This is a genomic window from Streptomyces sp. NPDC093085, assembly GCF_040683935.1.
In the GTDB taxonomy this organism is placed as follows: Bacteria; Actinomycetota; Actinomycetes; order Streptomycetales; family Streptomycetaceae; genus Streptomyces.
On sequence record NZ_JBFBFB010000008.1, the window covers coordinates 116,685 to 136,656 of the forward strand.

A 19,972-nucleotide genomic window follows, 5' to 3' on the forward strand; every position below is an offset into this window, starting at 1 on the left:
GGAAACACAGGTTCACCACCTCGACGGAATCCGGATTCTGGACCTTTTCGCAGGCCCGGGTGGACTCGATGTGGCAGCGCACTTTCTGGGCTTCAAGAGCATCGGGATCGAGTGGGACCGGAACGCGTGCGAGACCCGCTATGCCGCGGGACTGCCGACCATCCACGCCGATGTGAGCGTGATGCGCGCGAGTCGCTTCGACGAGATCCCGAAGTCGGTCGACGTCCTGGCGGGTGGGCCTCCCTGTCAGTCCTTCTCCGTCGCGGGCAACGGCAAGGGACGGCGAGCGCTCTCCGAGGTGAAGGATTTCATCCACCGTCTCGTGGACGGGGACGACGAGGCGAAGATCGACGAGGACCTGCGCGCCCTCGACGACTCGCGCACCGCCTTGGTCCTGGAGCCCCTTCGCTGGCTGCTCAAAGCGATCGAGACGGACGGACGCGACCCCTACAAGGTGATCGTTCTGGAGCAGGTGCCCGCGGCCCTGCCTCTCTGGGAGGTCTACGCGAAGCTTCTGCGCGCCGGCGAAGGGCGGCTCAACGGCGTCAAGTACGAGGCGGAATACCTTCAGTTGAAAACGGAGCAGTTCGGCGTCCCGCAGACGCGCACACGCGCCGTACTCGTCGCCCGGCGCCCGGGGCACGGAGCCATCGAACCATTCGATACCACCCATCTCCCCTTCGACCTGAATCGTGGGAAACGGAACGCCTCCCAGCCGGACCTGTTCTCGGCCGATTCCGACGTCCCCGGAGGCAAGCGGCGCTGGGTCTCCATGGCCGAGGCTCTCGACTCGGCGAGCAGGCTGAAGGGTTCGCCTGTGGACGTGTCCCGGCTCCGGACGAGAGGCAGGATGAAGTTCTTCGTCGTCTCGAACTACGGCTCCGGGGGCGACCCGAAGAATCGGGGCCGGCGCCTCTCCTCCGAGCCCGCCTTCACGGTCACCGGGAAGATCTCCCGGAACAAGGTGTACAGGTCCGCGGAGGAATACGAGGCGGCCCGGTCCGACCGGTTCACCATCCCCGAGTCGGGGGTTCTGCAGACCTTCCCGCACAACTTCCCGTGGTCGGGCAAGGACCAGGCGCAGCAAGTGGGAAACGCGGTGCCGCCCCGGCTGGGCATGCACGTGCTCAGCCGGGCGCTCCGCGGGAACGCTCCCTCGGAAGGGGAGCTGGCGGCCTCCGTCACCTGGCCCGATGTGCCCCCGGCCGGCACGGCCGAACTGCGTGCCATCGGCTGTGGCGATCAGAGCCGGTGCCCACCGGATTCACACAAGGTCACCCGCTCTCCTCAGGAACCCGCCCCCTGACCGGCGCGTCCTCGAAAAGGTCCTCGAAGAGGGCGACGAGCCGCTCCACCGCCTCGTCCGGGACGCTCTCCTCCTCCGGGCCTTCGGGAAGGCTGTTACGGGGGGACGGACCGGCGGACTCGGCCCCCGCGATCCAGTCCCGCAGGGAGTCGCCGTCGTGTTCCAGGTCCGGGGCGATGACGTCGTACATCAGAGTGGCCGCAGCGGCATTGACGGCGGCCGTCAGGGCGTTGACCTCGCGACCGGTGCGCACGACCCCTCTCTCGATGAGCCGGACAAGGGCGAGAGAGGTGGGGCGGTGGTCGATGATGTCCAGCCGGAGAGCCGAGTTGAGCATGTCCTGGCTACCGCAGGCCACGACGGCGGGGCGGTAGTCCGGGCCGTCGCGGAAGAGCTCGGCCGCCCACCACAGGCGGGCGAACGCCTGCTTGTAGTGCGGGCCGACGAACTTGTCCCGGGCCACACGTCCGGGCGAGCCGTCGGCCTTCGGCTCGGAGAGATGCCGCCAGACGACATAGTCCGGAGCCACCCCGAGGGCCAGATACGTCCAGAGCCCCTTCTCGGCTGCCTCCCGGCGCGTCAACCGCAGAGTCTCGTGCAACCGCGGCGCCAGCCAGGCGTCGGCCGCCGTGGGGCGTTCGCCGTGGAACTTCGCCAGGGCGTGGTCCATCAGATCTCGTACCCGGTGCAGGCCCAGTCGTGCTTCGTCGTCGGGCAGCGGCTCGGCAACCTTGTTCAACGCGATGGAAGGAACGTCGTCGCGTCCCTCCAACAGTCCCGCGGAAATGTACTCCGCGGCCTGTACATCGGAGAGCAGGGCAAGTCGCTCCGGAAGGTACTCGGGGCGGGAAGTCACGCGCGGGTCTCCTGGTCGAGTCGTTCGATGTCACGGACAGTGTCGGCCAGGGCCCGGGGGACCTCGGCACGGCGGGAGGCCGCGTACTGGACCCGCGGTTGCAGGTCCGCCCAACCCCCCTCGCCCGTGCGTCGGATGTGCACCTCGCGGAGTGCGTCCTCCACGGACCGCCCGGGAACGATGTCCGGCAGCATTTCGCGGAGCACCTCGCCACGCCAGTCCGGCGGGAGGAGCGGCGTCCCGTCGTCCTCGATCTCCAGGTCGCCGATGGCGGTGTGAAAGACGGCGGTCCACACATCGGTACTCATCTGGGCCAGCAGTATCTCTCGTACGACGCTCTCCACCTTCGAGCCCTGGCCGTCCACCAGCGCCACGAGGCCCTCGAAATCCGAGTTCAGGCGGACGACGGGCATCCGGCCCGCGGTGTCCAGGATCCAGGGGGCGTCCCGGAAGCTGCGCAACCACTCGGCGCTGCGGGCGAAACTGACCGCGTTCAGGTCGATCTGGCGATGCCTGAGCGGGGCGTCGGCCGTCATGTCGACCAGCCACTCGTCGTCCGTGGAGGCGATGACCCGCCCTTCGACTCCGCCCACGGTCGCCACCACGTGCACGACGAGGGACGCACGATCCAGGTGGTCGGACCGGTCGAGTTCGATCTCCCCCGACCACTCCCTCCCGCCCACCACGTCGGGCGTCAGCCGTGCGACGGTACGCGTGTTGGTGGCCCCCTCCGTCAGGACGGCGACGACCGTGACATCCGACCAGTGGCCCTTGGTCTCGATCTCACGTACCGGTACGGTCGCGGTCAGGGTGAGCCGTGCGCTCTGCCAGTCGTCGCGCTCGGCCCTGCCGAGTGCCACCACCTTCTCGACGACCGAATACCCCTTGGTGTCCATCTGCTCCCGATGGTCGCCCGGGCCGATCAGCCGGACGGCCGTGACACGCGCCGTCACCGGGCCGGTCGGCCGCTCGTAGGGATAGGCCCTCACGCGACATCCCCCTTGCTCTCGTGGAGTTCGACGACGAGTCCCGTCAGCGCGGCCCGCACCGGGTGCGTGGACACATCCGTGACTCCTCGAAAGCTGGCGCGGCGGACGCCCGGCGGGAAATACAGCATGCCGTCGGAGACCTCGCAGTTGCTCACGGCCACGAGTTCGGCCCACATGACCACGGGACGCGTGCCGGAGCGAACGTCCAGCTTCGCGACGGGGCTCATACGCCAATGATCTCCCCCCGGCGACACCTTGACCTCAGCGGTGACCTGCCAGGCGCCGGAGACATCGACGACGGCCTTCAACTCGTCCAGTTTCGGCGGCGCCACCGTCCCCTTGGCCTTGGCGGCGGGCCTTCCCGAGAGGTTGAACCGCTTGCTCGACCTGCTCGCGCCACTCCTCTTCCTCTCCTGAGGAATCGCCACGAGTCCGCGCACGGCCTTGTTGGTCTCGGTGGTCAACGTCGCGATCCGCCGATGGGCCGAGGGCGAATAGCGCATCCGCAACTCCTCGGTCTGCCCCCACTTGTTGTGCTCCGGTGGCTCGGACGAGCGGAGGAACTCCTCGGCCTCGGCGGCGAACGGCGCATCGTCCCCCGCCGCGAGTCCCACGAGCAGAACGCCCTGGAACGGGTTGGTCCCCACAGGGATTTCGGGCACCGAACTGGTCTTGACGGTCATGCGATTGCCACGCATCGCGGTCACCTGGTTGATCCTGCCGTCCTGGTCGGTGGCCTCGGTGACGAGCAGTACCGCCCGGTGTTCGCCGGCCGTACCGGCGAGCCCGTCCCTTTCGGGGACCTTCAACGGCACCGTGACGAGGGCCACTTGACCTGCTTCTGTGAGCCGGTCCACCGTCGTGCCGCTCAGGAAGGCGTGCAGGGCGCGCGAGCGCGCGGGCTGATGCACATGGGGATCGACCTGCTCCTCCGCAAGGACTTCCGCACCGTTGCGCAGCGTCCGCACCGAAGCCTCCAGCAGGGGGCGACGGTCACCGCCCGCTGTCATGGCGGCCCAGAAGTTCCGCCCCAGTGCGTGGACCAACCTCCGGTGCATGCGCTCCAGAGTGTCGTCGTCGTCCAAGTCCCCTTCCTGATCCCGTCCGTCCCCCGCGAGGCCGGCGACATCGTGGGCTCCGACGATCAGGAAGGACGTACCGGGCTCATCGCTCTCGCGGGTGAGATGCAGGTTCGCGACCGTGTCCTCGTCGCCCCACCAGGAGCGGACGACCTCCGTGTTGTCGGACTCCGGGTCCGGCAGGCCCAGCCAGGCGGGACCGGCGAACCTCTTCCCCTCCACCTCGCGCCAGGGCAGGTCGAGGCGCCCGATCAATCGCCTTCGGGTATGCCCCTCATGCGGTTCGGAGAGTGTGGAATTCATGAGGACGAGCCCGAGACGGCTGGTGGACCAGAGCGTCGCCTTACCGAGTCCGTATGAACCGCCCGCCGCGGCATTCGACTTGTGACTGTCGAGTTGCCGCCGCACAACAGCCGCGAAGCGACCGTCCTCGTAATCGTCGCCGGTCAGCCCATTGGCGTTGTAGTCGTCGACACGGAGAAGAACCAGGCGGTCTCGCTCGGTCATATCTCGCAGACCCGCGCTGATGACGCGTCCGACCTTCTGATCCTGGGCAGCGGCGGCCTCGTAGTGGGGGCGCAGAACGTCCCAGTGGATCGCGGCACGGAATCTGGCCAGCGCGTCACCGGACAGTTCATGCAATGTGTAACGGACGTGGACCGGAAGGTCACTCCTCCGGTCTCGCTCGTCCAGGCTGTTCTGGGTGGCCTCGCGGGCGAGAACCTCCAAATCGGCCTCGAAAGCGAAGGCCGCCGCATTGCCGAACTCCCTTCCACCGTCGTCGTGTCCGGGCCGGTGATACCAGACGGCCGGCGTCTCCACCGGCTCCGCCCGATCCTCCGGAGCGACCACGGAGTCCCGCCCGATCCCTTCCCCGACCCCGAAGATCCCCCGCACCTTGGTCACATGGTCCGGGCTGGGAACGGAGCGGCCTTGGAGCCAGGTCTCGACAAGCGCTCGGGGCACTCCCAGGCGGTGCGCCAGTTCACTTTCGTCGGTTCCCTTTTCCCGCATGCGCTCGGCCAACCATCGATCGAACTCCGTGCCGTTCACGGCCACCGTTCCCGCTCTCCTCTCATCGCTGTTCCCCGTTCCCGGCGTGGTTCCCGCCGCGCCGGTGCGACCGTTCGGCGGCGGCTCGCCCGCCGCTTCGCGCGCCATCCGGCGCGCGGCGTTCGCCCGACGGCGCTCCGCGTCCTCGTCGTCGGGTTCGAGTCCCATCTGGATCCTCAGGTCCTTGATCGCGCGCTTCTCGATCTGCCGGATGCGCTCGCGCGTGACCCCGATCCGCTTACCGATCTCATCAAGCGTCCAGGGTTTCCCGTCGATGAATCCGAATCGCAACAGAAGAATTTCACGCGTTCTCTTCGTGAATACACACGCATCGAAAGTCTGCATCATCTCCTGATGCTCGAACGCGGCTCGAAGCATCTGCTCCGGGCCCGGCACCGGACGGAATGTGTCGACGACGAGATCTCCGAGCGTCACGTTCTCGCCCACGGGTCGTTCGAGCGACAGAACCGCACGGCGACTCAACCCTACATAGATCTTCACCTTTTCAGGATCGAGTTTGCAGGCCAGGGCGATATCGTCCACTTCGGGGATCCTGCCCTGGTCGAGAATCGCCTTCTGCGCCTTCCGTACTTTTTCCACATGGTTCCAGATGTGGACCGGGAGACGGATCGCCGCCTCTTCATTGATCACGGCCCGAGTGATTCTCTGCCGGATCCACCATGTGGCGTAGGTGGAGAACTTGCACCCCAGGGAGATGTCGAACCCCTCCACGGCACGGATGAGACCTATCGTGCCGTGCTGAAGAAGATCCTCGTACATGGGGTTGTCCGGCCAACGCCCCAGACCGTGAAGGAACTTGCGGACGAGGAGCTGGTTGTGCACGACCATCGCGGTCAGCGCTCGGTGCTCCTCACCGTCCCTCGGGAGCGCCGCCAGGTAGCCGTCCGGCAAGGGCTCCGACGGCTTTCCGGCCCCTCGGAACAGGAGGCAGAGCCCCACCTCCTCCTCCGGGCTGAGCAGGCGGTGCTGCGGCCCCGCCCTCCTTCGATCGACTTCGAGCACCTTCCGAGCGGCACGACGAGCAGCCGCCAGGTCATGGACCCGCACGGTCCCTCGGAACGACTCCGGGTCCGGGGCATCTTCTTCCTCTCCTTCCTCCTCCTCGGCGCCTTCCGACTCTTCGAAGTCCCCGTCGGAGTCGGCCCGGTGGTCGAAGATCACGCTCCGTGACGCGTCCGGCTCGGCCTCGTCGGTTTCGTCCGCCACTTCCGCCGCGGTCACGGCCTCGTACAGGGTGGAGGTCTCCTGCGCGTCGAGGCGCGCGGCCTTCATCACCTGCTCCAGAGCCGTGCGGCGCTCGACCCCCTCGTCCGTGAATCGACGGGTGAGACGGACGAGCAGATCCCATCCGGCCTCATCCGTCGGTCTGTCGGCTCCGTCGTCCCGCTCTCCCGCCATCACACTCTCGCCCCCCGGTATCACACGCCGTGCCCCCTGCCTCGTAGTCCATCACTCATCGAGCTGTCGCCGCCGGCACTTCCTCACCAGGTTTCCTACCGCGAGATCCGTCACCGGTATCTTAAAGAGCCGAGGGTGTGACCATGGGGAGAGTGGATGCGGATCATTCCGAGTGAGATCTCGAACAACACCAGAAGCCAGGCCGAACGGAGTGTGTTCGCAGCCCTCAAGGCGATTCCGGACGGCGAGAGCGTCGCGCTCCACTCGGTGCATCTTCCACAACACCACAGGAAACGTGTGGGCGAGATCGACTTCGTCGTGATCATGCCGGAGATCCTGCTCTTCATCGAGGTCAAGGGAGGCCAGGTCCGACAGCACGACGGGAAGTGGTACTACGGGCCGCCCGGCCGTGAAGACGGCCCCAAAGAGAGTCCTTTCGCCCAGGCCAACGGCGGGATGCACGAGTTCGATCGGGAGATCGGCGCGCTGATCGGCAACTTGAGGGACCACGGTGTCCCCAGCGGCTACTTGGTGGTCACCCCGGATGTCGATATCCCGCGCACCACCGAGTTCGAGCCCCAGCAGTATCTCGGTGCGACCGCCTACGACGGCGGACGCGGCCTTGCGCAGGGCATCGAGCGGGCGACCCGGTTCTGGTCGGACCGGAACCGTTGGGCCCGGACGCCCGTATCCGCCGCCCTGCGCAAGAAGATGCTCGACGCCGTCCGGCCGGAATTCGACCTCGTACCCAATCTGCACTCCCGGTTGACGCACCTCGAAGCGACGTTCGAGCGCCTCACCGACGAACAACTCGCCCGACTGGACGATCTCGAGACCCACCCGCGTCTGACCTGGACCGGCGGCGCCGGCACCGGAAAAACGTTCCTTGCCACCGAGGCCGCTCGCCGAAAGTCCGCAACCGGTAGCGTCCTGTTCACCTGCGCGAGCAGCACACTCGCCACTCACCTGCGCAGAGTCCTCCCCGAGCACGCCATCACCGTCCTGCCCTTCGAGCGGCTGGACGAAGTCGGGCACCGCACCTTCGATCACCTGATCGTCGACGAGGCGCAGGATCTGATGACCCTCGACCATCTCGACGTCCTGGAGAATCTGGTCTCGGGCGGCCTCGACACGGGTCGATGGATCTTCATGCTCGACCAGAACAACCAGGTCCTGACGCCCGACGCCTACGACCCCGAGGCATGGGACTACCTGAGCGAGCTCGGCACGCCGTACGGCCCCCTGAGGCGCAACTGCCGCAACACGGTGCAGATCGTCCATCAGGTTCGTCGCTACACGGGGGCGGATCCGGGTGTCGCCTCCGCAGGCGAAGGGGAACCGGTCCGCTTCGCCGACGTGCAAGACCCTCAGGAGGAGGCCGCCGCTCTCGACGCCTACGTGGACGAGTTGGTACAGGAGGGTGTCCCCCTACGGGACATCACGGTGCTCTCCGCCTCCGGTGAGTGGGGGACGAGTTCGGCCCGTCTCTCCCGGCGGGCCGGCAAGATCGAGCGATTCGTCGACGTGGTCGGGACGGAGCGGACGAAGCATCGGCTCACCTGGTCGTCCGTCGCCGATTTCAAGGGCCATGAGAACCGCGTCGTCTGCCTGATCGACCTCGCACCCGACCATCTCAAGGGCCGCCTCGACACCCTCTATGTCGCCTGGACCAGGGCCCGCGCGCAGCTCTGGGTCGCCTGCACCCCCGATACCCGCCGCGCGCTGAGGAATCTCGGCATCGCCACCCTGACGCGGCAGGAGGGAATCCGATGAACCTTTCGGAAGCGCGGCTCTCCGAGCACCGTACCGAGTTCGTCGCCTACCTCCGCCGACAGTTGGTCGGTCCTGCCAGCGCCGAGGACGAGATCCTCGCCGACCCTCCGGACCGTCGCTATCTGATGGGGACGCTGCATCCGCGTGGCGCCTCGCTGCTGGAGCACTCACAGGACGACGGCGAACAGGCATTCGGCGAATCGGCGTCGGGGAACGGCGAGGAGGACAGTTTCGCCGACGACCCCGTGGCCGAGGCGAACGCATGGCTCCCGTCGTCGCTCGGCTTCTCCTTCTTCACCAACGCGTCGCACCTCGACGTGACCTGCGGGGCGTCCCGCTATCTGACGTCCCGCGAGGGCGGGCGTCGCCGTTGGCAGAGGCAGCCTCGGCTCTCCACCACGAAAACCGTCACGGTGGACGACATGACCCCGATCCCCGTTCTGGAGGGTCACGGTCGTCTCCATGTGCGGTGGCGCCCGTTCGGAGGCGGGCACCTCGTCACCTGTGTCCTCGCCAACGCCCATGACGAGGAGGAGAGCACGTACAAGGACCGCGACCTGATGCTCTTCCAGGCCGAACTTCGGGCGACCACGCTCGGCGGGCGGGTGCTGGAGTACCCCAGCACCCGTCTCAACAGCCGTGACGAGGAGGAACAGGAACTCCGGGTCCAGTACCGGCACATCGTGACCAGGGCCGTGGGGCACGGATGCGCGGTGGAGTGGGATTCCGACACCGACGCGGTCACCACCGTACGGGCGCAGGTCATGCCCCGACAGGTGGTCGAGCACATCAAGCCCGACGGTCCCAAGGACCTGCCGATCCTCGATCTCGCGCGCCTGTCCCGGACCGATCTCACGGTGGCGGACCTCCGGGACGAACTCGACTCCTTCGTCCTGGGATACGGCGAGTGGTTCGAGACCCAGCGGTCCCAGGCCGAGGATGTGCAGCAATGGGCCGCCGAACCCGTCGCGCGCATCCTCGACCGTATCGAGACCGCCCTCGACCGTATGGCGTCGGGGGTGGCGGCCCTCACCGCCCCGACCCCGGCAGGGGAGAAGGCCCGCGAGGCGTTCCGTCTGGCCAACCGGGCCATGGCGCTCCAGATGCTCCACAGCCGCCCCGAACTCGCGGGCAGCCGCCGTCGCAGGAACAGCGAAGTGGTCGAGTTGTCCGAACCTGGCGGCGACTACGCGTGGCACCCGTTCCAACTCGCCTACTTCCTCCTGGTGGTCGAGGGGTTGATGAACCCCGAGCACGAGGATCGCAGGACGGTGGACCTCATCTGGTTCCCCACCGGAGGCGGCAAGACGGAGGCATACCTCCTCACCGCCTGCTTCGAGATCCTCTGGCGCCGGCTGCGCTTCGGTGCCCTCGGCGGCGGTACGGCGGTGCTGAGCCGGTACACCCTGAGCCTGCTCACCACGCAGCAGTTCCAACGTACGGCGACCGCCGTCTGCGCCCTTGAGCACATCAGGAGGGGAAAGGACGGGCCGCTCCGCCACGACCTCGGGGAGGAGCCCATCTCCATCGGGCTCTGGGTGGGCATGGAGACGACTCCGAACAAGATCTCTGTCGCACAGGACGAGCTCGGGGTCCTGAAGCAGATGAACGAACCCGACGACCGTTTCCTCCTGGAGCGCTGCCCTTGGTGCGGCACCGAGATCGTCCCGGTACGAGCGGGGCAGGACAAGGACTTCGGCATCCGGGCGGACGGCGTCAGCACGTCGTTCTTCTGTCCACGTCGGACCTGCGACTTCCACGACCTGCTCCCGGTGTCCGTCGTGGACGAGCAGATCTACAAGGAGCCCCCGACATTCGTGCTCGGCACGGTGGACAAGTTCGCCCGCCTGGCATGGGAAAAGGAGGCGGGGAACCTCTTCGGCAAGAACGGCGGACGCGCCCCCTCCCTGGTGATCCAGGACGAGTTGCACCTGCTGGCGGGCCCGCTGGGGACGACGGTCGGTCTCTACGAATCGGCCATCCTCGAACTGTGCGCCTGGGGCGGAACCGCGCCGAAGGTCATCGCGTCGACGGCGACCATCCGCCGCTCGCAGGACCAGGTGCGCAGCCTTTACGGGCGTCCGACGCAGCTCTTTCCCCCGGCCGGGATCAAGGCCGGAAGCTCCTACTTCGCCTCGCCCGACGAGGACAAGCCCGGCCGGCTGTACGTGGGCGTGATGGCCCAAGGGCACACCGCCTCGACCTCGACCGTTCATGTGGGCGCCGCCGCGTTGCAGGCCCCGAAGGAGATCTGTGAGGACGACACGCTCCGCGACGCGTACTGGACCGCGGTGGCCTACCACAACAGCCTGCGGGAGCTCGGACGCACCGTCACGATCGCGAGGGACGACATCCCCGCGCGTCTTGAACATCTGACGAAGGACGACGCCCTACGGCGCGAGCTGAACGACGAGTCGGTGGTCGAGCTGACCAGCAACATCCCTCGTGCCGCTCAGCCCCGACTCCTCGAACGTCTGGGCAAGAGTTTCAAGAGTCCCGACAGCGTCTCCTTCCTCGCCACGACCAACATGCTCTCCGTCGGTGTCGACGTGCCACGACTCGGTCTCATGATCATGAACGGTCAGCCCAAGACGACCTCGGAGTACATCCAGGCCACCAGCCGTGTCGGCCGTCGTCATGTGCCGGGGCTCATCGTCACGCTCTTCCGTTCGACCAAGCCCCGCGACCGGTCCCACTACGAGTCGTTCGGTGTCTACCACCGCTCGCTCTACCGACACGTCGAACCGACCAGTGTCACGCCGTGGTCGATGCCCTCGCGCAAGCGAGCACTCCACGCCGTGCTGACCATCCTGGTGCGGCACGGGATCGGCCTGGACGCGGAGGACAAGGCCGGGGACATCGTCCACCACGCGGCCGAGGTCGCGCGGATCCGCGACCTCGTGGTGGATCACGTGCGGCGGGCCGACCCGGAGGAGGCCGAAGCCGCTGCCGAGCATCTGGACGAGCGGATCGAGGAGTGGAGGCAGGAAGCCGAGATCGCGCGCGGCGACGGCAGCCGGCTCCACTATCAGTCCCAGGGGCGCATGTACTCCGCGCTCCTCACCGACTTCGGCAAGAAGGACGGCATATGGGAGACGGCCCAGTCGATGCGCAACGTCGACCGTGAGTGCCTTGTCGCCGTGAAGGGAGCATGAGCAGCAGTGGGAAACATTCGGCGGAAGGTCCGCAGGGCTCAGACCATTGTCCCCTTCGGTGTCGGGGGGATCCTCGACCTCCGCGGCGAATCGTTCGTCGCCGGCGACATCAGAGGGTGGCCGGGGAGCGCGGAGCTGGTGGAGTCGCCCCGGCTCGCAAGAAAATTGCGGGTCGCGCAGTTCCGCTCGGCCCCGGTCATCCCCTCCGGGAAGGCCGCCCAAGCAACCCGCATCGGGCCTTCCTACGTACGGTTCCCCAAGTGGCTCTTCTGCCCGAAGTGCCGAGAGATGCAGCTCTGGGTCACCCATCGCGAGACGAAGGACAAACAGCCGACGTGCGGGCGATGCCCGGGAAAGTCGACGCTGGCCCCGATGCGTTTCATCCAGGTGTGCAGGGCCGGCCACATGGCCGACATCGACTGGCGCCGATGGGCCCACTCCAGGAGTGAGAGCCATGAGCAGCGCCAATGCCAGGTGAACCGGCTCCGGTTCGTCACCACGCCCCAGTCCTCCGGGCTCGACGCCCTGCGCGTCGTCTGCTCCGTCTGTCACGCCGGGCGCAACCTGGCGGGGATCAGTCAGAAGAACATCCTTCAGAAGATGGGCCTCCCCTGCCCGGGAACCCACCCCTGGCAATCCGGGACCGATGAGGCGGACTCCTGCGAGGAAACGCCACAGGCAGTGCAGCGCGGTGCCTCGAACGTCTACTTCCCGATCACCCACTCGGCGCTCGACATCCCCGAACCCACAGGTCTCACCGGGGACGAAGAAGCGACCGGGAATGTCGTCGCCCACCGCTTCTGGCCGCACTACGTCGCCGAGGGCGACAGTCCGATCACCGATCACTTCAGGAAGATCATCGCCTCGGAGTGCAAGGTTCCGGAGCAGTTCGTGGAAGCGCTGCGACGCCGCCGGACCGAGGAGGCCGAGGCGACGTCGTCCCCGGATCACTCGGACGACGACCTGAGCATCGCGGAATGGACAGCTCTCTCCGTACCGGGATCCGTGGCCAACTCGGATACGTTCTCCGTACGTCGGACCCGGCTGGGAATCGATCACGACCATCCCGAGTCGATGCGGAAACTGGCCGCGGACATCTCCGCGGTGGTCGTCGCCGACCGGGTGCGCGAGGTGCGCGCGCTCGAAGGGTTCACCCGGTACGAGCCCGACTCCGGCGACGGCGAGGAGACCGAAGGCGGACGTGTCGTATCGGTCGACACACGTGCTCGCCCCCAGTGGCTGCCTGCGGTGGAGACCTACGGCGAAGGAATCTTCATCGCCGTCGACGAGGCACGCCTGAGCACCTGGGAGCGGCTTCCGGCGGTGCGCACCTGGACGGAACGCATCGAGCGCAATCTGGGCGCCTCCTACAAGGCCGAGCGTCTCCGGGAGAAGACGGGGCCCGCACTCCTCCCTCGTTTCGTGATGCTGCACACCCTGGCCCATCACTTCATCCGCCAACTCTCCTACGACAGCGGATACAACGCGGCTTCACTACGAGAACGTGTCTACGCCCGCAGTCACGCCCCGGGAAGCGAGCTGCCGCCCCAGGCCGGAGTGTTCGTCTACACGGCCGCGGGGGACGCGGAAGGGACATTGGGCGGGCTCGTGCGCCAAGGGCAGCCCCCCAACCTCGCCGAGACTCTGATCAGGCTGCTCGAATCCGCTCAGTGGTGTTCGCAGGACCCGCTGTGCGCCGACTCGACAGGCAGGTCGTTGGCGAACCTCAACCGCGCCGCCTGCCATGCGTGCACGCTCCTTCCCGAGACCTGCTGCGAGGTCGACAACTCCCTGCTGGACCGAACCCTGTTGATCGGCGACGACGAGGTTCCGGGATTCTTCCGGGGCGTCATCCGGACCGCTCTCGAAGAATCGGCCGGCGCCGTCGAGCTGCCATGAGTATTCCCTCCCTGCTGGATCTGAGAACAGAGCAACAGGCCGTGATCGATCTTCCCTTCCACGGGAACCATGTCGTCACCGGTGCGACCGGGTCCGGAAAGACCGTGATGGCGGTCTACCGCGCGTGGGCGATGGCGGTGACCGGTCGCGACGTCCATCTCTTCACGCACTCCAATCCGCTCCATCAGTACCTCGCCCAAGTCGCACCGGAGCTCACCGAGGCGATCAAGGTCACCACCTACCATCGGTGGGTCAGGTGGTTCTGGAGCCGGCACTTCGATACCGAACCGCCGAGCACCGACGAGGATGGATTCGACTACGACTGGATCGAGATGCAGCGGCACTGCATCATGCGGGGCTTCAAGTCGGTCGCGCATCTGGTGATCGACGAGGGCCAGAAGCTCCCCGCCGCCTTCTACCAGTGGTGCCGGATCGTCGGCGCCGGTGTCACGGTGTACGCCGACGAGAACCAGCGCATCGACGACGCCCAGAGCACCCTGTCCGAGATCTGCCGAGCCCTCGCCGTGGACGACGATCCGCTCGTGCTGCGCGAGAACCACCGGAACACACGGGAGATCGCGACCCTGGCATCGGAATTCCACACGGAAAACGGGAAGGCGGTCGTCCCACCGACGCGTGAGGGGCGTGCACCGACGATCCTGAAGGTTCCCTCGCTGAAGCCTTTCGTCAGCGGGGTCTCCCATTATTTCCGCGCGCATCCCGAGCGGAGCATCGGAATCATCGGCAGATCGCATCAAGTACTGCGGGACATCCAGCGGGCACTGACAGAACTCAAGCTCGCCAAGCACACCCAGGCATACACGTCCGGAGATCGCTACCGGAACGCCGTCGACTTCTCCAGGCCGTCGATCCTGGTCGTGAACTCCGCCAGTGTGAAGGGCCTGGAGTTCGACAGCGTCTTCGTCCCGGACCTGGACGCGTACACGGAGGACCCGACCGGAATGGAGGCCCGCCTCCGCTTCTTCATGCTCTGCACGCGAGCCCGCGAGGACCTCTACTTCGCGTACCGGGGCCCCCAGGAGCCGGCCATCGTCGAGCACCTCCCGGAGTCGTTGCTGGCCCGACGCGCCATGTGAGCCGCCCGGGAACGGCCGCCGGGTCAGTCACCACCCGAGGCGGCGGATTCGTGGCGGGTCGTGGAGTGCGGGGTGCGTCGGGGGGAGTTGGTGTCCATGCGGGTGGGTGGGGAACTCCCTGCCGAGCGGGCTCGGGAGCGCGTCACCGAGGTTCGGCCCGTCGTTCTGGGACGGGAAGGGGTTCCTCGACGGCGTGGGGTGGGGTGCGGGGAAGGGGTGGCGGTTGTTGTGGGTGGGGGGTGGTTTTTTGCTCTGGTCAGGGTGGTGTGGAGCAGGGTGAGGAATGACCGGGGGTCGGCGCGGAGTTGGGTGGGGGATACGGACAGGACCAGGTAGCCCTGGCTGGTCATGAGGTTGCGGCGGGTCATGGTGCGTTCCCAGTCGCCGGGGCTCAGGTGCCACTGTCTTGAGTCGATCTCCAGGACCACCGATACCTCGGGCCAGTGGGCGTCCGGGCGGGCCAGGAAGGTGCCGTCGGGGTAGAAGAGGGGCTCGTTCCAGAGCGGGTCGGGGATGCCGGCGTCGCGGAGGAGGTGGCGGGCCTCGGCCTCCTCGACCGAGCGGACGCCTGCGGTCAGGCCTTCCAGTGTCTCGGTGACCCGGGGGTTTCTCAGGGCGCGCGTGATACGTAACTCCGTTCTGAGGTCCGGGAGGGTGCAGCGGCCTCGCTGGACCACCTCGGTCAGCAGGGCCGTGACCTCGGGGCCGCTCCTCAGGTGCGGGACCGCGTCGGCCACCGCCCGGGGGAGCCTCGCGCAGGGCAGGCGTTGTACGGGGAGTACGGAGACGGGCCTTCGGGTGGTGCGGATACGGACGAAGGAGGTGTTCTGCGGCCGGCGTCCCCCCGTCACCAGGACGTCCACCGGGCCGGGGCTGCCCGACCGGCCCGCTGCCCTGACTCCGTACAGGCCCAGCGCGGCCAGGCCGGTGAGCATCGCCCCCTCACCCGCGTTCAGCAGCGCCGCGCGCAGGCGCTGGCGTGCGCTCGGCGGGCCCGTCTGGAGCAGGACCACCCGGGGCAGGACGCGCTGCCACTGGCCTCCGGGACGGCAGCGGCGCCTGACCGTCGCCGCCGATACGCCCAGCTCGGCCAGGCGGGTTGTCGTTATCAGGCTGTCCTGTGCCTTGGGGAGGAGGGTGAGGGTGGTGGGGGTTGTTCTTCGGCGTGTCTTCTTGCTGAAGGGGTTCTCGGCGGGCTGGGGGTGATCTTGGTTGGTGGGCATGGGGGGTGTATGCCCACACCCTGCCCTTCGTTACCCTGCGTGACCTAAGGTGGCGTGTGTACGCCAATCGGACATCAGGGCGTCACGAGTGCTTGCCGTCGGGGCTCTCTCTGCCGTCCGGCCATACCTCTATATGTGTCTGCTCCAGCTCCAGCATCACCCTCTGCTCCATCCCCAGCGCCGCCGTGTACTCCGCCGGGAGCTGGAGTCTGCCCGCCCGGTCCAGCATCGCGAACTCCCTGGCCACCACCGACTCCTGGCCGTCCGCGTCGATCTCCGTACGGCGCAGGACCTCGGACGACGTGCGGCCGTCGCGTATCGCCACCGTGCGGCGGACCTCGTTCTCCACCGCCTGGTCGTGCGTGACGATCACGATGGTCGTGCCCAGTTCCTCGTTGGCCCGGCGGAACGCCGCGAAGACCTGCTCGCCCGTCGCCGAGTCCAGTTCGCCGGTCGGTTCGTCGGCGAGGAGTACGGACGGCTCGTTCGCCAGCGCCACCGCGATGGCCACTCTCTGCTGCTGGCCCCCGGAGAGCTGGTGCGGGCGGCGGTCCGCGCACCCGGTTATCTCCAGCATCGACAGGAGGGCGGTGGTCCGGTCCGCCTTCGAGGCCGGCTTCCTCGCGGCGCCGCCGCTCGTCGTGCCCCGGCGGGGCGCCTTTCCTCTCAGCTGCATGGGCAGCGCTACGTTCTGCGCCGCCGTCAGGTACGGCAGGAGGTTCCGTGCCGTCTGCTGCCATACGAAGCCGACGACCTCCCTGCGGTACTCCAGCCGCGCCCTCGCGTCCATCGTCAGCAGGTCCCGGCCCGCCACCCGGGCCGCGCCCGCCGTGGGGACGTCCTGGCCCGCGAGGATGTTCATCAGGGTCGACTTGCCGCTGCCCGACGCGCCCACCAGCGCCATCAACTCGCCCTCCTGGACCGTCAGGTCCAGCCCTTGCAGCGCCTGCACCTCCACCCCGTCCGTGGTGAAGACCCGCACCAGGCGGTCGCAGGTGATCAGGGCGTCGTGGCCGTACGCGGGGCGGTCCCGGTGGGTCGTCGCCCGCCGTTCCAGGTCGGTGAGGGTGGGGGGAGGAGGGAATGCCCGGTCTTCTGTCATCTTGTCTCTCCTGCTCTCAGCTCCGTGACCGTTCCGCGTCGCCCCGCCCACCACGCCTGTCCCGCCGCCACCGCCCCCGCCAGGAGCAGCACCCCGGCCGCCGGCAGCAGCAGGGACCGGCCGTCCGTATGCAGCGGTACGCCCGCCTCCGGTGCCGTCTGCGCCAACCCGTCGTGCGGGAGAGCCAGTTGGGCCAGGTCTACGCCGGGGCCCAGCAGCCGGACGGTCGCCCACCCCACCAGGATGCCGCCGCCCGCCGCCAGCAGGGCCTGCGGCAGGGTCTCCAGGGTGAGGAGCAGGCGGCCCTGGCGGGTGGTGAGGCCCATGGCGCGGAGCCGGGCGAGGAGGGCGGTGCGTTCGGGGGCGGCGTGCAGGAGGGCGAGGAGGAGGGTGAGGGCCGCGTACGCCGCGCCCGCCGCCACCGCCGCCGCGTAGACGCGCTCCGCGCCCGCCTGGAGGGGGGATGCGGTGAACGCCGCCCGCTCCTCGCTCCGTACGGTCACCTCCGGAGGGTGCGTTCCGCCGATCGCGGCGCGCAGTTCCTTGCCGCTCAGGTGCTCGCCGGTGACCAGGAGTCCGGTCGGCGGGCCCGGTGTCAGGGCTGCCGCGTCCACCAGGAGGAAGTCGGAGCGGGGTGCGGCCGGGGTGTGGGCGCGGACCGCCGTGACCCGTACGGTGATCTCCCCCACCGCCGAGGCGATCCGGTGCTCCCCGGCGCCCAGCCGCTCCGCCACGGAGGGGGATGCCACCGCGTTGAGGACCTCCGGCCCTTGCCCGGTCTTCGTCCGGGGGGTGCCTTCCCGTAGGGGGGTCCCTTCCTGTAGGGGGGTCCCTTCCCTTACGGGGGTCACTTCCGGTAGGGGGGTCCCTTCCCTTACGGGGCCCCCTTCCCCTACGGGGTCACCTTCCCCGTCAGGGGCTCCATCCCTTACGGGGCCCCCTCCCCGTACGGGGTCACCTTCCCCTTCAGGGGTCCCTTCCCGTACCGGGCCGCCCGTCAAGGTTTCCGCCGGGAACGCCCCCAGGTCCAGTCTCGCCGCCAGTCGGGCGTACGCGGCCGGGTCGACGCCTATCAGGGGGAACGCCTTGCCCTCGCCCTCCGGGCGGGCAGTCTGGTCGCCCCGTATCGGTGTCACCTCCTGTACGCCGTCCACCGCGCCCACCGCCTCCGCCGCGCCCGCCGGCAGTCCGGCCACAGCGCCCGGGACGGTGATCCTGGCGTCCGCGCCGACCGCCAGCAGCGCGGCCCGGTCGCGGGCCTCGGTGATGCCGGCCAGGACCGAGCCGCCGAACGCCGCCGTCGTCAGCGCGATGAGCAGCGCCAGCAGCGGGAGCGCGGTCGTCGCGGCGGACGCCCGGCCCGCGCGCGCCAGCGCCAGGAAGCCGACCGCCCCGCGCAGCCGCGCCACGGGGCGCGCCGCGTACCGCAGGGGCAGGGGGTAGAGGCGTACGAGGAGCAGCGCGGCCATCAGGGCCACCAGGACCGGGGCGGCGAGGAGGAGGGGGTCGGCCGTGCCCGTCCCGGTGCCCCTGCGGCGCAGCGTCTCCACCGAGGCCGCCGCCAGGACCAGCAGGGTCAGTTCGGCCACCGTACGGCGGCGGCTCGGGCGGGCCGTCGCCAGGTCGTCCCGGCCACCGGACCCGCCGCTTCCGGCCCCGTACGCCCCGCCCCCGTACGCCCGTACCCCGCGCAGTGGCGCGACCGCCCGCAGCGGGAAGGCCGCGCAGGTCAGCAGGGCCACCGCGATCGCCGCGTACACGGCGGGCCGCAGAGTCGTTTCGCCGCCGGGCGCGCGTACGGTGACCACCGCCAGCAGCAGTCCGGCTCCGGCGGCGGGCAGGGCGATCACCGCCGTCTCGGCGAGCAGCCGCCCGCCGATGGCGGCGAGCGAGCCGCCGCGCGAGCGGAGCAGGGCGAGTTCGGCGGCGCGGCCCGCCGCGAGCAGGCCAGCGGCCATCACGAGGACGACGGCGGCGACCGCGCCCGTGCCGACGGCCGCGACCATGACGACCCGCCCGATCTCGCCGCTCGTCGCGACATGTCCGGCGACGATCTTCCCCAGGCCGGTCTCCACCGTCGCGTAGCCGCCCGCGATCTCCCGCAGCCGCAGCAGCCCCGTGCCGGTTTCGAACGACGCGATCCCCCGGCTCAGTTCGGGTGCGTCCGATGCCGTCAACTGCCCTGCGTCCGGGGCGAATCGCCAGTACGCCTGCGGCCCGGCCTGGACGCCGAGGAGGGCGGGCGCGGCCCCGGGCGCCAGCAACAGCCCCGCCTCCCAGCGGAACTTCGGCGGCTTGGACGCGTCCGCGCTCTGCCCGGGGGTGCGCAGCAGCGTCTCGGCGGACCAGTAACTCCCCTCGGGGTCATGGGGTTCGACGACCCCGGTGACCCTTACGGTGAGGGCCGGGGTCCCGTAGGGGTCGTGGAGGTGGAGTACGGAGCCGGTACGGAGCCGGAGTACCCGGGCGGTGTCGGTGGTGACCGCCGCCTCGACCTCCTCGGTCTCCCCGGCCGCCTCGGCCTCCCCGGTCCCGGCGTCCGTCGCCGGTGCGGCGGAGGGCAGGCGTCCGCTCCGTACGGTGGCGTGGGCGCCCAGCGCGTTCTGGGTGAACGGCGTGAACCGGGGCGGGAGCCCGTCCGGGCTCGGCAGCCCGGGGTCCGTGGCGGTCAGCGACTCGCCGGTACGGACGCCGTACGCCGACTCGCCCCGGTCCAAGGGCAGTTGCTCCCCGACGCGCGCCGCGGCCCGCCGGTGCAGTTCGCCGAGCGCATCGGGGCGTACGGCCTCCACCAGGGCTGATTCCGGGGTCTCCACCCCCGACAGCGGCGCCGTGAGCTGGAGTACGGTGCCGGACGCGGGCGCCCCGGCGATCTCGCGCCGCAGCCCGTCGGTCCCGGAAGCGTCGACCGCCCGGGGGAACGCGGCGGCGAGGAAGGCCGTGAACAGGACCAGCACGGCGAGGGCCACGGCCGTCCCGGGGGCGGTACGGAGCCGGGTACGCACCCAGGGGGCCACGGGG

At 69.0% G+C, this 19,972-nt stretch carries 11 protein-coding genes; 5 read left to right on the forward strand and 6 right to left on the reverse strand.

What is annotated here, in order from left to right:
- Positions 1 to 70 precede the first annotated feature (70 nt).
- Entirely contained in the window at positions 71 to 1,306 is a 1,236-nt protein-coding gene (locus AB0O07_RS22640) for a DNA cytosine methyltransferase (RefSeq protein WP_365635994.1), read from the forward strand.
- Here AB0O07_RS22640 and AB0O07_RS22645 read toward each other — a convergent pair.
- The 3 genes from AB0O07_RS22645 to AB0O07_RS22655 are packed head-to-tail and all read right to left on the reverse strand — an operon-like array spanning position 1,275 to position 6,702.
- Positions 1,275 to 2,162, reverse strand: a complete 888-nt coding sequence (locus tag AB0O07_RS22645) for a DUF6339 family protein (protein ID WP_365635995.1) — start codon at positions 2,160 to 2,162, stop codon at positions 1,275 to 1,277. The genes AB0O07_RS22640 and AB0O07_RS22645 overlap by 32 nt on opposite strands.
- The gene (locus tag AB0O07_RS22650; RefSeq protein WP_365635997.1) at positions 2,159 to 3,151 is read right to left on the reverse strand and encodes a hypothetical protein; all 993 of its coding nucleotides are present in this window, start codon (positions 3,149 to 3,151) and stop codon (positions 2,159 to 2,161) included. Before AB0O07_RS22650 ends, AB0O07_RS22645 begins: the two co-directional genes overlap by 4 nt.
- Complete coding sequence (locus tag AB0O07_RS22655; protein WP_365635999.1) at positions 3,148 to 6,702, reverse strand: sigma-70 family RNA polymerase sigma factor; 3,555 nt, start codon at positions 6,700 to 6,702, stop codon at positions 3,148 to 3,150. Before AB0O07_RS22655 ends, AB0O07_RS22650 begins: the two co-directional genes overlap by 4 nt.
- 156 nt (positions 6,703 to 6,858) lie before the next feature.
- On the opposite strand from AB0O07_RS22655, the gene AB0O07_RS22660 reads away from it, so the two are divergent.
- Genes AB0O07_RS22660 through AB0O07_RS22675 form a run of 4 tightly spaced genes read left to right on the forward strand, consistent with a single transcriptional unit; the run spans position 6,859 to position 14,626 of the window.
- Complete coding sequence (locus AB0O07_RS22660; protein WP_365636000.1) at positions 6,859 to 8,475, forward strand: NERD domain-containing protein; 1,617 nt, start codon at positions 6,859 to 6,861, stop codon at positions 8,473 to 8,475.
- Positions 8,472 to 11,630, forward strand: a complete 3,159-nt coding sequence (locus tag AB0O07_RS22665; RefSeq protein ID WP_365636002.1) for a helicase-related protein — start codon at positions 8,472 to 8,474, stop codon at positions 11,628 to 11,630. Before AB0O07_RS22660 ends, AB0O07_RS22665 begins: the two co-directional genes overlap by 4 nt.
- Positions 11,631 to 11,636: 6 nt before the next feature.
- On the forward strand, positions 11,637 to 13,529 hold the full coding sequence (drmB, locus tag AB0O07_RS22670; RefSeq protein ID WP_365636003.1) for a DrmB family protein: 1,893 nt from the start codon (positions 11,637 to 11,639) through the stop codon (positions 13,527 to 13,529).
- Positions 13,526 to 14,626 (forward strand): hypothetical protein, encoded by a 1,101-nt coding sequence (locus AB0O07_RS22675; RefSeq protein ID WP_365636005.1) that lies wholly within the window; start codon positions 13,526 to 13,528, stop codon positions 14,624 to 14,626. The genes drmB and AB0O07_RS22675 overlap by 4 nt, the downstream gene beginning before the upstream one ends.
- A 23-nt stretch (positions 14,627 to 14,649) precedes the next feature.
- Here AB0O07_RS22675 and AB0O07_RS22680 read toward each other — a convergent pair whose 3' ends face one another.
- The 3 genes from AB0O07_RS22680 to AB0O07_RS22690 form a co-directional block, all read right to left on the reverse strand.
- Positions 14,650 to 15,849 carry a hypothetical protein gene (locus AB0O07_RS22680; RefSeq protein WP_365636007.1) on the reverse strand — a complete coding sequence of 400 codons (1,200 nt, stop codon included), beginning with the start codon at positions 15,847 to 15,849 and terminating at the stop codon, positions 14,650 to 14,652.
- 82 nt (positions 15,850 to 15,931) lie between these two features.
- Complete coding sequence (locus tag AB0O07_RS22685; protein WP_365636009.1) at positions 15,932 to 16,951, reverse strand: ABC transporter ATP-binding protein; 1,020 nt, start codon at positions 16,949 to 16,951, stop codon at positions 15,932 to 15,934.
- Positions 16,948 to 19,968 carry an FtsX-like permease family protein gene (locus AB0O07_RS22690; protein ID WP_365636011.1) on the reverse strand — a complete coding sequence of 1,007 codons (3,021 nt, stop codon included), beginning with the start codon at positions 19,966 to 19,968 and terminating at the stop codon, positions 16,948 to 16,950. Before AB0O07_RS22690 ends, AB0O07_RS22685 begins: the two co-directional genes overlap by 4 nt.
- Between the last annotated feature and the right edge of the window lie 4 nt (positions 19,969 to 19,972).

What these genes read in the sequence shown, in the direction of transcription:
- AB0O07_RS22655 (WP_365635999.1), bottom strand. Translation starts at nt 6,702, where the DNA reads ATGGCGGGAGAGCGGGACGACGGAGCCGACAGACCGACGGATGAGGCC.
- AB0O07_RS22685 (WP_365636009.1), bottom strand. Translation starts at nt 16,951, where the DNA reads ATGACAGAAGACCGGGCATTCCCTCCTCCCCCCACCCTCACCGACCTG.
- AB0O07_RS22660 (WP_365636000.1), top strand. Translation starts at nt 6,859, where the DNA reads ATGCGGATCATTCCGAGTGAGATCTCGAACAACACCAGAAGCCAGGCC.
- AB0O07_RS22665 (WP_365636002.1), top strand. Translation starts at nt 8,472, where the DNA reads ATGAACCTTTCGGAAGCGCGGCTCTCCGAGCACCGTACCGAGTTCGTC.
- AB0O07_RS22675 (WP_365636005.1), top strand. Translation starts at nt 13,526, where the DNA reads ATGAGTATTCCCTCCCTGCTGGATCTGAGAACAGAGCAACAGGCCGTG.
- AB0O07_RS22680 (WP_365636007.1), bottom strand. Translation starts at nt 15,849, where the DNA reads ATGCCCACCAACCAAGATCACCCCCAGCCCGCCGAGAACCCCTTCAGC.